Origin of the sequence: Roseicyclus sediminis, from assembly GCF_025515305.1 — a bacterium.
GTDB lineage: Bacteria > Pseudomonadota > Alphaproteobacteria > Rhodobacterales > Rhodobacteraceae > Roseibacterium > Roseibacterium sediminis.
The window spans coordinates 125,301-139,535 of record NZ_JAOPHT010000006.1 but is presented as its reverse complement, the minus strand read 5'-3'; the positions used below and the strand labels follow the sequence as shown (position 1 = coordinate 139,535).

Here is a 14,235-nt window from a genome sequence, read left to right as displayed (position 1 = left end):
GATGCAAAATGAGCTGCCACAGCCAAAGGGACAAATTGATGAAAAAGTTGCTAATTGCGGGGGCCTTGGCCGCCATCTCAGCTCAGGCTGCCGATGCGGAGATTCGGGTCGGGATCCTGCATTCGACCACCGGAACCATGGCCATTTCCGAGTCGACCCTGCGCGACGTGATGCTGATGATGATCGAGCAACAGAACGCGGCCGGCGGTCTTCTGGGCGAGCAACTGGTGCCGGTGGTAGTCGACGGTGCGTCCGACTGGCCCACCTTCGCCGAGCGTATGCGCGAGCTTCTGACCGTCGAGGAAGTCGACGTCGTCTTCTGCTGCTGGACCTCCGCCAGCCGCAAGGCAATCCTTCCCGTCGTCGAGGAACTGAATGGTCTCGTCTTCTACCCCGTGCAGTACGAGGGTGAGGAAAGCTCCTACAACGTCTTCTACACCGGCGCCGCGCCGAACCAGCAGGCGATCCCGGCCGTCGACTACTTCCTCGAAGAACTGGGCGTCGAGGTTTTCGCGCTTCTGGGAACCGACTACGTCTATCCCCGGACCACGAACCGCATTCTCGAGGCCTACCTGCTCGATGCCGGCATCCCGCAGGAAAACATCTTCGTCAACTACACGCCCTTTGGCCATTCCGACTGGTCCTCGATCGTCGCGGACGTGGTCGCGCTGGGTGAGGGCGGTCAGCAGGTCGGCGTGATCTCGACGATCAACGGCGACGCGAACGTGGGCTTCTACACCGAGCTTGCCGCCCAGGGCGTGACCGCCGACGACATCCCCGTCGTCGCCTTCTCGGTCGGCGAAGAGGAACTGGCCGGCCTCGATACCGAGCCGCTCGTCGGGCACCTGGCGGCCTGGAACTACTTCATGTCGGCCGACACGCCCGCCAACGAGGAATTCATCGCCGCCTGGCATGAATTCACCGGCGACGACACCCGCGTGACCAACGACCCGATGGAGGCACACTACATCGGTTTCAACATGTGGGTTCAGGCGGTGGAACAGGCCGGCACGACCGATCCTGACGCGGTGATCGCGGCCATGGTCGGCCAGACCTTCCCGAACCTCACTGGCGGGATGGCCGAGATGCTGCCGAACCACCACCTGACCAAGCCGGTCCTGATCGGCGAGATCACGGCTGACGGCCAGTTCGACATCATCAGCCAGACCGATCCCGTGCCGGGTGATGCATGGACCGACTACCTGCCGGAATCCTCGGTGCTCGTCTCCGATTGGCCGGGCCTTGGCTGCGGCATGTACAACACCCAGACGGAAACCTGCGTACAGCTCGAGTCCAACTACTGATCGGACCCATCGCGACGGGCGGACCTCTCCGCCCGTCGCCCCCCAACGGGCAGTCAAAAAATGATCCGTCTCGCTATCGCCGCCCTCGTCGGCGTCGTCCTGTCTCTGCTTCCCCCCGGCAAGGCAGCGGCCCAGGAAGCTGGTGGCCCAGACCTCCAGTCGATCCTGCAGCAAAACGCCGAACTCGTGGCCGACGCGTCGCGCCGCACGGTGCAGGACGTCCTCGATATCCTGATCGAAAGCGGCCTGCCGGAGGTGCCCGCATTCCTGGCGACCTGGCAGGCGCGCGAACTCTACCAGCGCGAGAGTGACGGGCTTTTCTTCTATGTCGAGGACCCCGACGCCGATCCGCTGACGCTTCTAGACATCACAAGCGGCGAGGCGGTCGGAACCGCCGGCAGCCGCGAGGTTGCGCAGCTCAGGCCTAACCGAGGCGTGCAGGGCGTGATCGCGGCCGCGCTGGTGCAGTTCCAGCTCGGCTCGGACGATCCGGCCGAGCGCCTCTCGGCGCTGGCGTCCATCGAAAGCGACCCCGACGAGAGCCATCTCGCGATCCTGCGCGACATGATGGAAACGGAGACCGACGCCGACGTGCGGCGCCGGGTCGAGGCGCTCCTGCCCGCCCTCGTGATCGCCTTCGCGGACGAGGACGCCCCGCGGATCGAGGCCATCCAGAGCCTCGCCGGCAACGTGAGCCTCAGCGCGCGGGCCACGCTCAACCCGCTGCTCGCGACAACGCTCGAAGTGGCCGAGGCGTTGCCCGAGGACCGGAACGTCGCAGCGCAAATCAGGCCGGGCAGGGACGCGCTCAGCGTGGATGACGCCTATGCCATGCTCGTCGATGCGGGCCTTGCCCCGCCGCTCATACCGCGCAGTGAGCGTGTCGACGTGCTGGCGGCGAACATCCTGGATGGTCGTGTCGGTGGCGTGCCGGTCGCGGAGTTGAATACCGAGGACGCGCGCGACCGCGCTTATGCTGCACTGGTCGAGGCCGGCCTCGCCGACCCCGCGCCGACCGAGGCCGAAGTCGCCGAGGCCGTCCGCAGCTACGTCTTCTACGAAGTCTACCGCGAAAGCAGTGCGGCCGTGACCACGGCTGCGCGCGAAACGCTGGAGGGGATCGAGACGCGGGTCGGCTTCTATCGCGTGCTCGACCTGTCGCTCGACGGTCTGTCGCTCGCCTCGATCTACTTTCTCGCGGCCATCGGGCTTGCGATCACCTTCGGGGTCATGGGCGTCATCAACATGGCCCATGGCGAGTTCATCATGATCGGCGCCTATACCGGCTATGTCGTGCAGTCCGTCGTGGCCAACGAGACCCTGTCGATCGCCATCGCCATACCTCTTGCCTTCGCCGTCACCTTCGCGGGCGGTGTCGCGATGGAGCGGCTGGTGATCCGATGGCTCTACCACCGGCCGCTCGAGACGCTGCTTGCGACCTTCGGAATTTCCATCGCGTTGCAGCAGATCGTCCGGCTGGTCTTCGGCGCGCTGACCCAGCCGCTGACGCCGCCCGACTGGCTGGCGGGGTCGGTGTCGCTGAACGATGTCGTGTCGATCAGTTCGATCCGGATCGCGATCTTCATCCTCGGCGCGATATTCTTCGTGCTCCTGTGGCTGATCTTGAACCGCACGCGCCTGGGGCTGGAGGTGCGCGCCGTCACCCAGAACCCGGCGATGGCGGCCTCCATGGGCATCAATCCCGACCGCATCAACATGCTGACATTCGGCCTCGGCTCGGGGATCGCCGGGATCGCGGGCGTGGCGATCGGCCTCTTCGCGCAAGTCGTGCCCGATCTCGGTGCCAACTACATCGTGCAGAGCTTCATGACCGTGGTCGTGGGCGGTGTCGGCAACATCTTCGGCACGCTGGTGGGCGCGACCATGATCGGCTCGCTGCAGAAGGCGATCGAGTTCCTCAACCCGTCCAACACGCTGGCGGCTCAGACCTACATGATCCTTTTCGTGATCCTGTTCATCCAGTTCCGGCCCCGCGGGATCGTCGCCCTGCGCGGCCGTGCGGCGGGGGATTGACGGATGCGTGACACGATCTTCACGCGCAACCGCTCGGTTCCGGTCTTCATCGCGATCCTGACGCTTCTCGCCATCGCGGTGACGATCCTCTCGGAGGCCTACGGGACAGGGGCACTGTCGGTGTCCTTCACCAAGGTCCTCGGCATGACGCTCTGCCTTTGCCTCGCGGCACTCGCGATGGACCTTGTTTGGGGGTATTGCGGGATCCTGTCGCTTGGCCATTTCGCCTTCTTCGGGCTCGGCGGCTACATGATCGGCATGTGGCTGATGACGGCCCGGACCGAGGTCGTGATCCGCGCCAACCTCGCCAGTTCGCCGATCCCGCCGACCGAGGCCGAGATCAGTCAGGCCACGGCGTTGCAGATCTTCTCGGTCGTGGGCGCCGAGGACTGGCCATGGATGTGGGCGGTCTCCGACAGCCTCGTGCTCAGCCTGCTGCTGGTCGTTCTCGTGCCCGGCCTGCTCGCGCTCGTCTTCGGCTGGCTGGCCTTCCGCAGCCGGGTGACGGGCGTCTATCTCTCGATCCTGACCCAGGCGATGACGCTCGCGCTGTCGCTCTATCTCTTCCAGAACGACACCGGCCTGCGCGGCAACAACGGCCTGTCGGGCCTGCAGAACATCCCAGGCGCCGAAGGGGTCGGGCAGGACCGCATCTCGATCTGGTTCTTCTGGGCCTCCGCGCTCGCGCTCGGGCTCTGCTATGTCGGGGCGGCTTGGCTCGTCTCCGGCAAGTTCGGCAACATCGTGCGCGGCATCCGGGACGACGAGTTGCGCGTGCGTTTCCTCGGCTACCCGGTCGAGGTCTACAAGCTCGTGGTCTTCACGCTGACGGCGATGATCTGCGGCGTCGCGGGCGCGCTCTACTACCCGCAGGCGGGCATCATCAATCCCGACGAGATCGCGCCGATCGCCTCGATCTACCTCGCGGTCTGGGTCGCCATCGGCGGGCGCGGGCGGCTTTACGGCGCGGTGATCGGGGCGGCCGTCGTGTCGCTTCTGTCGACCTATTTCACCGGTGGCCGCGCGCCCGACCTGAACCTCGGCTTCTACCGGGTCGAGTGGATCGACTGGTGGCCGGTCCTGCTCGGGCTTGGTTTCGTGCTCGTCACGCTCTTCGCGCCGAAGGGCCTGGCGGGCCTCGTCGACTACCTCGTTCGGAAGGAACGGACATGAGCACGCTTCTGGAAGTCAGCGGCGTCTCCGTCTCCTTCGACGGGTTCAAGGCGATCAACAACCTGAGTTTCGCCATCGGCTTGCCCGAGCTGCGCGCCGTGATCGGGCCGAACGGGGCCGGCAAGACGACCTTCATGGACATCGTCACCGGCAAGACGCGACCCGATGAGGGCACGGTGCGATGGGGCGAGATGGGCCATTCGCTCCTGTCGATGTCCGAGGCGCAGATCGCGCGCGAGGGCATCGGCCGCAAATTCCAGCGCCCCACCGTCTTCGAGGATCAGAGCGTCTGGGACAACCTGCGCGTGGCCCTGAGCAAGCCGCGCGGCCCCTTCGCCAGCATGTTCGACCGGGTCACGCCGGAGGACGAAGCCCGGATTTCGGCGATCGCGCAGGAAATCGGCCTTTCCGATCACCTCCGTCGGAAGGCTGGCGTTCTCAGCCACGGGCAGAAGCAATGGCTCGAGATCGGGATGCTTCTGGCGCAGGATCCGCGGCTCCTCCTCGTGGACGAGCCGGCCGCCGGGATGACCACGGAGGAGCGGAACCACACTGCGGACCTGCTCAAGCGCCTTGCGTTGAGCCATGCGGTCGTCGTGGTCGAGCACGACATGGAATTCGTGCGCCGTCTCGATTGCCGGGTGACCGTCCTGCACGAGGGCTCCGTCCTGTCGGAGGGCTCGCTGGAACATGTCATGGCCGACGAGCGCGTCATCGAAGTCTACCTGGGGCGCTGAGATGTTGGACGTCCGAGACCTCACCCTTCACTACGGCGGCAGCCAGATCCTCAACGGCATCAGCCTGGAGGCCCGCACGGGCGAGGTGACCTGCGTGATGGGCACCAACGGGGTCGGGAAGACGTCGTTGATGAAAGCCATATCCGGCACGCACCCCCGGTCGGGCGGCAGCATCTCCCTCGACGGCGTCAGCCTGCCGCAACTGCCGGCCCATCGCCTGGCGCAGATGGGCGTGGGCTACGTCCCCCAGGGCCGCATGATCTTTCCGCTGCTGACCGTGCGCGAGAACCTCGAAACGGGGTTCGCCTGCCTGCCGAAGGCAGACCGCGTCGTCCCGGATCGCATCTACGAGATGTTTCCCGTCCTCAAGGAGATGGAGAACCGCCGCGGCGGCGACCTGTCCGGCGGCCAGCAACAGCAACTGGCCATCGCGCGCGCGCTCATCAGCCGGCCGCGCATCCTGCTGATGGATGAGCCGACGGAAGGCATCCAGCCCAACATCATCCAGCTGATCGGGCGGGTCATCCGCCAGCTGCGCGAGGAGGGAGAGATGGCGATCGTCCTGGTCGAGCAGTATTTCGACTTCGCCTTCGATCTCGCCGACCGGTTCTATGTTCTCAGCCGTGGGTCCGTCGTGTTCTCCGAACGCAAGGCGGACACCGACCGCGCGTCGGTCCAGAACGCTTTCGACCTCAACAGTTGAGGCGGAAGGCGCCCGCCACCTCTGCCGGACCAGTCTTTGGCGGGCATGGGCCTGCGCGCCTCACTCGGCGGCCTGAAGGCGCGCGATCGGCGCGGTTTCCATGGCGCTTTCCTGGCCTCTCCGCCTTGCATAGACCAGCCGGAAAGCGGCGGGCGTGAAGTAGAAGCTCACCACCGTCGACAGAAGCACGCCACCGGCCACAGCCATCGCGAAGGGCGGCCAGAAGCCGCCACCGGCGAGGATCAGGGGAAGGAAGCCGCCGAAGGTCGTGATCGTCGTCGACAGGATGTGGCGGGAACTGTCCATGACGACGCCGACCATCGCCTCGGGCTCGCCCGAGGAGGCTTCGGCGTTCTCCTGCAGCGCGGTCATGATGATGAGGGCCGCATTGATCGAAACGCCGATGGACCCGATCAGGCCGATGATCGCGTTGATCCCGAACGGATACTGGAAGATCGCCAGCGCGAGGATCGACAGGCCCGCCGACAAACCGCTGACGACCAGGGCGACGCCCGCCAGCCGGAAGGAGCGGAAGGTCATCACCACCACCGCGATGGACAGGGTGACGATCAGGCCGAGCGGCGCGAGAAGGTTGTTCACCGTCGAGGACCGCGCATCGCTGTCGCCGCCGATCTCCAGCCGGTAGCCCGTCGGCAGGGCGAAGCCTTCGGCCTCCATCGTGGCCCTAATCTCCGACAGCGCCTCCTCGGGGAGGATGCCGCGCAGGAGGAACGCTTGCACCGTGTTCGCCCGCTCGCCGTTGTGGCGCGTGATCGTGCCTTCGCCCGGTTCGAGACGCACGTCGGCGACCGCCGACAAGGGCACCGCCGGATGGCCGCCCGCCGCGCCGCGCGCCGCGGCGTCGCCCGGCAGAAGGCCCATGTCCCGGATCGCGGCGGGGTCGGCGCGCAGGTCCTCGCCGAGGCGCACACGGATCGGCAGTTCCTCGGTGCCCTCGATCAGCGAACCGCCCGTGACGCCCACCAGCGCCGCCTCCATCTGCGCCGCGACATCGGCGAGGCTCAACCCCAGACGCCGTGCTTCGGCCTCGTCGATGTCGAGAACGAGCTTCGGCGCCCCTTCCGCGATCGAGGCGCGCGAGAGGGTCACCGCGTCCTGCCCGGCGACAAGCTGCCGGAGGCGGGCGCCCTCGTCGCGGAGCGTGGCGATATCGGGGCCCACGATCCGGAGTTCCACCGGGGCATCGACCGGGGGGCCCTGCACGAGGCCGCGCACGAGCACCTGCGCGTCGGGGGCGACCTGCGGCAGGGTGCGCTGCAGCAATGGAAGGATCGCCTCCGTGGCCTCCGGCGACGCGGTGCGGACAAGCCCGTGGGCAAACCCGGGCGCGCCATCGCGGCTCGACACGATGTTGTAGTAGAAGGCCGGTGCCGAGCGGCCGATGACCCAGGTGACGCTTTCGATCTCGGGCATCGCGGCCAGCGCCGCGTCGAGCCTTGCGACCACGGTTTCGGTACGGGCAAGCGCGGTGCCGGGGGCCATGTCCACCTCGATGGTGAACTGGTCGCGCTCCACCCCGGGAAAGAACTGCGCGGTCAGGAGCGGCAGGCTGGCGAAGCCGAGGACGGGCAGCACCAGCGCCAGGGCCATGGACCGCACCGGGTTGCGCACCGACCAGCCGAGAGACGCCGCGAAGGCGCGCCCGAGAATGCCCGATGGCAGGCCGCCCGAGGCGCCGCCGGTCCCGGCGGGAAGCAGCCATCCCGCAATGGCCGGCGTGATGGTGACCGCAACCACGAAGGACCACGACAGCATGATGACGACCGCCAGCGCGATGGAGCCCACGAAATCGCCCGCGGGGCCCGGCAGCAGGATCATCGGCAGGAAGCTGAGCGCCGTGGTCGCGGTGGAGGCGAATAGCGGCATCGTCAGCCGCGAGACGCTGTCGGCGACGGCGCGGCCGCGCGGCACGCCGGACCGCAGGCGGCGCGCGATCTCGTCGGTCATCACGATGCCCGCATCGACCAGCAGGCCAAGCGCGACGATCATTCCGGTGACGCTCATCTGGTGGATCGGAAGCCCGATGGCATTCATCGTGGCAAGGCTGGCGAGGCTGACCACCGGAAGGATGACGGCCACGATCAGCGCGGCGCGCAGTCCGAGGGTGACGAGGAGCACCGCGACCACGAGGGCCACGCCGATTGCCATGTTGGCGCCGACTTCCGCGAAGCGCTCGGCGGTGTAGGTCGACTGGTCGAAGACCAGCGCGAGGTCCAGGCCGGCCGGAAGCGCCGCCTCGAATTCCGCGAGTGCGGCGCGGACATAGGCGGCCCAGGTGTCGACCTGCAGCCCGTCCTCGAGCCTGGCCGCGACCAGCACGGCCGTGCGTCCGTCCTGCAACGCGACCTCCGCCGCCGGGCTTCTCGCACCCCGCTCGATCCAGGCAATGTCGCCCAGCCGGAGTGTGGCGCCGTCCTCGCCCTCGCGCAGGACGATGGACGAAAGCCGGGCGATGCTGTCGATTTCGCCGGCGACCTCGACCACCAGGCTGTCCCGGTCCCCCGACACTTCGCCCGCGCGCAGCTTGGCATCGGCGGCCTGTATCGCGCGGGATACCTGACCCGCCGTCAGCCCGAGCGCCGCCGCGCGTGCGGCGTCGAGGGTGACGGTGACCTCCTCCTCCGGCAACCCGTAGAGCTCCACGAGTTTCGTTCCCGGCACGTTGCGCAGCACATCGCCCAAAGCCTCGCCGTAGCGGCCCACCAGCGTCAGCGGAACGCCGTCCCGCGCAGGGGTCAGGGCCACGATCGCCCCGAAGGCCCCGCCACCGTCGGTGCCCAGCTCCGGTTCCTGCGCGCCCTCGGGGAAGTTCTGCGCCGCATCGGAGAGCGCATCGCGGATCTCGGACCAGACCTGCTCGATCCGCGCTTCGGCGATGGTTTCGACGAGATCTACCGAAACGATCGAGATGCCCGTGGCCGAAGTCGACGCGATGACATCCACCTCGGCGATCTCGCGCAGCGCCTCCTCGATCTCGACGGTCACAAGCGCCTCGACCCGCGCGGGATCTGCGCCGGGATAGGCCGTCGTGACGGTCGCGAAGATGTTGGTGATGGTCGGATCTTCCTGCCGCCCGATGGAGATGAGCGCGGAAAGACCGGCTGCGACGATCACGAGGAGTGCGAGCGCGACGATGCGCGGCTCGCGCCAGGTCAGGTTGCCGAGCATCATTCGGCCTCCGCCAGCGTGACGACCTCGCCGGGAACGACGCGGTGCGTTCCTTCCGGCAGGTAGTGCGTTCCGTCGGCGAAGGTGCCCCTGACATACGCCCTGTCGCCGGCCAGATGCAGGATCTCGGCGGCTTCCACGGCGATCCGGCGCTCCTCGTCCACGACGAGCAGCGTCCAGGCGCCGCGGGGACCCGGACGAAGCGCCTGCAGCGGGACCCAGACGCCGCGCTCTGCCCGTGTCTCCCGCAGGATCACATCGCCGCTGGCGCGCGCGGGCGGCGCCTGCATTCCGGGCAGAAGGTCGAAATAGGCGACCCGGCTTCGTGTCGCGGCGTCCAGTTCGGGGGCGAGTTCGGCGAGACGCGCGGCAAGGCGCCCGCCGGCCGTCTCGATGTCCACCTCGGTTCCTGTCTCGAGACCCGCTGCAAGGTCCGGGTCGAGCGCGACACGGAACCGTGCCGGTCCGTTTTCCAGAAGCGTCACGACCCCCGCGCCGGGTCCGGCGACGGCGCCCGCATCCAGGAGACGCGCGCCGACCCGTCCCGCGAACGGGGCGCGGATCTCGGCCTTGGACAGGCGGATCTCGAGGGCGGCGAGCCCGGCGTCGGTCTCGGCCAGGGATGCCTCGAGCTGGGCGAGTTGAAGCGAGGTCTCGTCCACGCGCTGCTGCGTCACGTGGCCTTCGGAAAGAAGCGTCATCTGCCGCGCATTCGTCCGCCGGGCCAGCTCCGCCTGCGCGTCGAGCGCGGCCCGGGAGGCGACGAGCCTTTGCCGCTCGGCCTCGAGCAGGCGGGTATCCAGCTGGGCGACAACGGCGCCATGGGCCACCGCCTCGCCCTCCCGAACGAGAACCTCCGCGATCGTGCCGCCCTCCTCGAAGCCGAGGGCAACGTCCTGTTGCGCCTCGAACTGGCCGGTGAAGCGACGCGTGAGGGTCACGCGGTCCTCCAGCCTGAGGATCTCCGGCGCGACGGTCGTTCTCGGCGCGGCGGGCGGGCCGTCGGCCTCCGACGCCCGGGCCGCGAGCACCCCATAGCCCGATATGCCTGCGCCGACGGCCGCACCAATCACCGCAAGCGTCAGCGCAATCCGCCCTGCACGCCGCATCATCCGTGGCAATGCGCGACCGGCTCCGGTATCGTCCGACATGTCCATGTGCCGCCTCCGCGAGGGTTGCAATGTTAGTGGCGCTTACATATGTTAGCAGCGCTAACTTAGGCAAGGAAAAAAGTGAGAGGCGCTAACTTCGAGCGAATAACCGTTTGACGAAAAATCGGAAAAATTATCATCACGGCGCGCTGAAGGAACAGCTCGTCGAGGCCGTGCGGCAACTGATCGAGACGCAGGGGCCCGACGGTTTCACCATCGCCGAGGCCTGCAGGCTCGCGGGCGTGAGCACGGCGGCGCCCTACAAGCATTTCCGCGACCGCGAGGAGATCCTGCACGCCGTGATTCTGGCCGCGATGCATCGCATGGGCGCGGCCATGCAGGCGGCGGCGGACGCCTATCCGGCCGGCGACCCCGAGCGGGTCGTGGCGCTCGGCCGCGCCTATATCGGGTTCGCCCGCGCGGAGCCGGGCGTCTTCGCACTGATGTTCGGCCATGCCGGTCACCACGACGAGGACGAGGCCCTGGCCGAGGAAGGGCGCGGCAAGTTCGCCATCGTGCTGCGCGTCGTGGCCGAGCACATCGGCCGTCCCCCCGAGGACCCGGAGGTCAACGCACGGGCCTACGCGCTGTGGTGCGCGGTGCACGGGCATTGCTTCCTGGCGCTCGATGGAAAGGCGGACAAGACGGAGATCATGGTGAGCGAGGAGGAGTATCTCCGCCTCGTCGGCAGGTCCTACCTTCCCTGAGGCCGAGAGGGCCGTTGCCCTGCGGTTCCAATGGCGCGCGGTCCTTGACCCGGCGATCCCGGCTTGCCCCATGGCGGGGCGATTTCCACACACCCTGGCGGGCTTCGCCGAGACGGCCATTGCGCTGACGCGAGGAGCGGGCGACTTTCGCCACGGGGAGAGAGGTCCCCGGGGCGGGCAGACCGGCGGGCGACCACCCGGCGGACGCGGACAAGAAGTGCAACAGGGCATGGCCGGACTGGCAATCGTCGAAAACGCGGTGATCGTCCCCTCGACGGAGGTGTCGGGCGGCCTGGGCGTGCTCGATGCCGATGGCCGCTTCGTCGCCGAAAGCACGATCTGGCGGGATGACGCGCCGCTCTTCGCCCCGCCCGAGCCGCTGGAGCCGGAAGATCATATCGAAGGCACGCATCTCTTCGCCGGGATCATGTCCTGGCACTTCGGTCATTTCCTCGTGGAAAGCCTGTCCCGCCTCTGGCCGATCGAGGCCCCGCCCGAGGCGTTCGCCTCGGCCTTGTTCGTGCCCAAGGGGCCCGCCGACCGGGAGCGGAGCGAATACGCCTTCCAGACCGAGCTTCTCGACATGCTGGCGCCCGGGCTGCCGCGCAGGATCCTGACACGTCCCACCCGGGTCGCGCGGCTGATCGTTCCGGAACAGGGGTTCGGCACCGGGACGCTCGAGGCCGGGACGCCCGAATTCCGTGCCTTCCTGCAGGGCCGGAACTGGCCCGAACCGGAAGGCGATACGCCCGAGCGGATCTACGTCACCCGTTCGGGTCTCGACCGGCGCAAGAAGGGGCGGGTGCTGGGCGACGTGGCGCTGCAGAAGTTCCTGCGGCGCCGGGGGTTCCGTATCCTGCGGCCCGAAAAGACGCCGCTCCACGAACAGATTCGGCTTTATCGCGGCGCAAAGCGCCTGCTCTTCGATGATGGTTCGGCAGTGCATCTCTTCGGTCTCGTGGCCCGGCCCCGGCAGGTCGCGGCCTCGATCCAGCGGCGCTTCGCCGGCGATGCGCCTGCCATCGGGGCGCTTCAGCTGCGCGCCATGGCCGATGTGGATCTCAAGGCCTTCGACGCGGTCCTGCGCGAATGGCGGCCGGCCGCGCTCGACCGCGCCACGGCAAAGAGCCATGGCGAACTCGATCCCCGGCACCTCTTCGAGGCGCTGAGCGGCTACGGCGCGACGGCAACGGGCGACAGCCCCGAAACCATGGGCCTTCCGACGCAGGATGAGGTCGCGGCCGACATGGCCGGACTTGGATACGTGGCCGCCGAACGGGACGCCCCTTTGGCCGAGCCGCCCGCTCTCGCCAGGTTCTGGGGCGTGGAAATCCCCGAAGGCTCCCATCTCGACCAGCGCAAGGTCCGCTCGCTCCGGGACGGGTTCTACGAACGCCAGGAGGTGCTGAGCGCCTTCGCGCATTTCCGCCCCGAAGACAGGGTTCTGGAACTGGGCGCGGGCGCGGGCATCGTCGGGAGTGCCGTGGCCCTGAATTGCGGGGTCGAGGCGCTGCTGAGCTTCGAGGCGAACCCGGACATGGTCCCGGTGGCCCGCGCCCTTTATGCCCGGAACCGCCTGCAGGGGCGCGTCGAGATCCGCCATGGCATCGTCGTCACGGGCGAGGACGCACCTTCCGCCATGAGTTTCGCGGTGGCCGAGGATTATCTGGGTTCGATGATCGTGCCGGACGGGACGCAGCCGGGCGAGGGCATGCGGATCGAACGGGTGCCGACGGTGAACCTCGCGGCCATCGCGGCGGAGTTTCGTCCCACGGCCCTTCTCATGGATATCGAGGGCGGTGAGCTTCCGCTTCTGGAGGGCGCGGACCTTTCGATCTTCCGGGTCGTGGTGGTCGAATTTCACCGCGACATCTACGGCCGCGACGGGATGAAACGCTGCCGCGCCGCGCTGACGGAGGCAGGGCTCAGGCCCGATCCGGACTTCTGCCGACGCGGTGTCGAGGCCTGGGTGCGAAGCTGAGCCTTGCCGCGGGAGCCTAAGCAACGCCAGACTGCGCGCATGAGCGATGACCCAGACATGCCGGACTTCCGGATCCGCGTCGTCTTTGGTCCCGGGGGCATGATGGGCCCGGGCAAGGCCGATCTGCTGGAGCACATCCGCGCGACGGGGTCCATCGCCGCCGCGGGGCGCGAGATGGGCATGAGCTACCGCCGGGCCTGGCAGCTGGTCGAGACCTTGAACGCGATGTTCGCAGGCCCTCTCGTCGAAAGCACGCGCGGCGGGGCGCGGGGCGGGGGGGCGCAGGTCACCGCGACGGGCGAGGCCGTGCTGGCGGAGTATCGCGCGCTCGAAGCCGCGGCGCGCGCGGCGGGCGGAGCGCATGCCGCGCGCCTCCGAGCCATGCTGGCCGATATTCCCGATGGAAAATAACGCTTGCCGTCCGGCGCCCGGACTTGCGATATGTTCCGGTGAATATATCGAAACCCCGGAGCTGCCGACTTGAACGGATGCGGATCGATCCTGAGCGTCGCGGCGGTGCTGTTCGCGGCCTTCGCAGCGCCCGTTGCGGCGGAACGTGTCACCGTATTCGCGGCAGCGAGCCTTACGACGGCGCTGGCCGAGGTCGAGGCCGGGTTCGAGGCCGAGACCGGCCATGACCTCGTCGTGTCTCTTGCCGGGTCTTCCGCGCTGGCCCGGCAGATCCAGCAGGGTGCGCCCGCGGATGTCTTCATCTCGGCAAGCCCTGACTGGATGGACGTGCTGGAGGCGGAGGGTCTTCTTTCTCCCGGAACACGCGCCGACCTCCTGGGCAACCGACTCGTCCTCGTCGCCTACGGGCCGGAGGCGCCCGAAGTGGTCGTCGCGCCCGGGTTCGACCTTGTCGGACTGCTCGATGGCGGCCGCCTCGCCATGGCGCTGGTCGAGGCGGTGCCGGCGGGGATCTACGGGCGCGCCGCGCTTGAACACCTGGGTCTCTGGGACGACGTGGCCCCCCATGTCGCCGAGACCGACAATGTCCGCACCGCGCTCGCCCTTGTGGCGCAGGGTGAGGCGCCGCTTGGCATCGTCTACGCAAGCGACGCCATCGCGGCTGAAGCGGAAGTGAGCGTGGTCTTCACCTTCCCGGAAGACAGCCATCCGCCGATCGTCTACCCGGCCGCGGCGCTTGCGGGCCGAGACGGCGAGGGCGTCGCGGCCTTCCTGACCTACCTGCGGAGCGACGCGGCGCGCGCGGCGTTCGAGCGGCAGGGCTTCACCATGCTGGCGCGCTAGGG

Annotated in this window: 11 protein-coding genes; 9 read left to right on the top strand and 2 right to left on the bottom strand. The window is 68.2% G+C overall.

All coding sequences use genetic code 11. The annotated features are described in order from the left end of the window. The first annotated feature begins 38 nt into the window (after positions 1-38). The 5 genes from urtA to urtE are packed head-to-tail and all read left to right on the top strand — an operon-like array spanning position 39 to position 5,951. Positions 39-1,304, top strand: coding sequence for an urea ABC transporter substrate-binding protein (gene urtA / locus N8I71_RS10410; protein ID WP_262877913.1), 1,266 nt, complete (start codon positions 39-41; stop codon positions 1,302-1,304). 60 nt (positions 1,305-1,364) lie between these two features. After that, the gene (gene urtB / locus N8I71_RS10405; protein ID WP_262877912.1) at positions 1,365-3,338 is read left to right on the top strand and encodes an urea ABC transporter permease subunit UrtB; all 1,974 of its coding nucleotides are present in this window, start codon (positions 1,365-1,367) and stop codon (positions 3,336-3,338) included. Between the two features lie 3 nt (positions 3,339-3,341). Next, positions 3,342-4,511 (top strand): urea ABC transporter permease subunit UrtC, encoded by a 1,170-nt coding sequence (urtC, locus tag N8I71_RS10400; RefSeq protein WP_262877911.1) that lies wholly within the window; start codon positions 3,342-3,344, stop codon positions 4,509-4,511. Next, entirely contained in the window at positions 4,508-5,248 is a 741-nt protein-coding gene (urtD, locus tag N8I71_RS10395; protein ID WP_262877910.1) for an urea ABC transporter ATP-binding protein UrtD, read from the top strand. The genes urtC and urtD overlap by 4 nt, the downstream gene beginning before the upstream one ends. Before the next feature lies 1 nt (position 5,249). Next, entirely contained in the window at positions 5,250-5,951 is a 702-nt protein-coding gene (urtE, locus tag N8I71_RS10390; RefSeq protein WP_262877909.1) for an urea ABC transporter ATP-binding subunit UrtE, read from the top strand. A 60-nt stretch (positions 5,952-6,011) separates the two neighbouring features. Here urtE and N8I71_RS10385 read toward each other — a convergent pair whose 3' ends face one another. Both N8I71_RS10385 and N8I71_RS10380 read right to left on the bottom strand, forming a co-directional pair. Next, complete coding sequence (locus N8I71_RS10385; RefSeq protein ID WP_316249246.1) at positions 6,012-9,143, bottom strand: efflux RND transporter permease subunit; 3,132 nt, start codon at positions 9,141-9,143, stop codon at positions 6,012-6,014. Then, positions 9,140-10,297 carry an efflux RND transporter periplasmic adaptor subunit gene (locus N8I71_RS10380; RefSeq protein WP_262877908.1) on the bottom strand — a complete coding sequence of 386 codons (1,158 nt, stop codon included), beginning with the start codon at positions 10,295-10,297 and terminating at the stop codon, positions 9,140-9,142. The genes N8I71_RS10385 and N8I71_RS10380 overlap by 4 nt, the downstream gene beginning before the upstream one ends. Positions 10,298-10,404: 107 nt before the next feature. Here N8I71_RS10380 and N8I71_RS10375 point away from each other — a divergent pair, with 107 nt between their 5' ends. The 4 genes from N8I71_RS10375 (at position 10,405) to modA (ending at position 14,233) form a co-directional block, all read left to right on the top strand. Then, positions 10,405-10,998, top strand: a complete 594-nt coding sequence (locus N8I71_RS10375; RefSeq protein ID WP_262877907.1) for a TetR/AcrR family transcriptional regulator — start codon at positions 10,405-10,407, stop codon at positions 10,996-10,998. Between the two features lie 229 nt (positions 10,999-11,227). Further along, complete coding sequence (locus N8I71_RS10370) at positions 11,228-12,979, top strand: FkbM family methyltransferase (RefSeq protein ID WP_262877906.1); 1,752 nt, start codon at positions 11,228-11,230, stop codon at positions 12,977-12,979. 39 nt (positions 12,980-13,018) lie between these two features. After that, positions 13,019-13,390, top strand: a complete 372-nt coding sequence (locus N8I71_RS10365) for a winged helix-turn-helix domain-containing protein (protein ID WP_262877905.1) — start codon at positions 13,019-13,021, stop codon at positions 13,388-13,390. Between the two features lie 69 nt (positions 13,391-13,459). Beyond that, positions 13,460-14,233 carry a molybdate ABC transporter substrate-binding protein gene (modA, locus tag N8I71_RS10360; protein ID WP_406676093.1) on the top strand — a complete coding sequence of 258 codons (774 nt, stop codon included), beginning with the start codon at positions 13,460-13,462 and terminating at the stop codon, positions 14,231-14,233. Positions 14,234-14,235 lie beyond the last annotated feature (2 nt).

Bases quoted from the DNA above. Each gene is read 5' to 3' on its own strand.
- urtA (WP_262877913.1), top strand. From the start codon at position 39: ATGAAAAAGTTGCTAATTGCGGGGGCCTTGGCCGCCATCTCAGCTCAG.
- urtB (WP_262877912.1), top strand. From the start codon at position 1,365: ATGATCCGTCTCGCTATCGCCGCCCTCGTCGGCGTCGTCCTGTCTCTG.
- urtC (WP_262877911.1), top strand. From the start codon at position 3,342: ATGCGTGACACGATCTTCACGCGCAACCGCTCGGTTCCGGTCTTCATC.
- urtD (WP_262877910.1), top strand. From the start codon at position 4,508: ATGAGCACGCTTCTGGAAGTCAGCGGCGTCTCCGTCTCCTTCGACGGG.
- urtE (WP_262877909.1), top strand. From the start codon at position 5,250: ATGTTGGACGTCCGAGACCTCACCCTTCACTACGGCGGCAGCCAGATC.
- N8I71_RS10385 (WP_316249246.1), bottom strand. From the start codon at position 9,143: ATGATGCTCGGCAACCTGACCTGGCGCGAGCCGCGCATCGTCGCGCTC.
- N8I71_RS10380 (WP_262877908.1), bottom strand. From the start codon at position 10,297: ATGGACATGTCGGACGATACCGGAGCCGGTCGCGCATTGCCACGGATG.
- N8I71_RS10370 (WP_262877906.1), top strand. From the start codon at position 11,228: ATGGCCGGACTGGCAATCGTCGAAAACGCGGTGATCGTCCCCTCGACG.
- N8I71_RS10365 (WP_262877905.1), top strand. From the start codon at position 13,019: ATGAGCGATGACCCAGACATGCCGGACTTCCGGATCCGCGTCGTCTTT.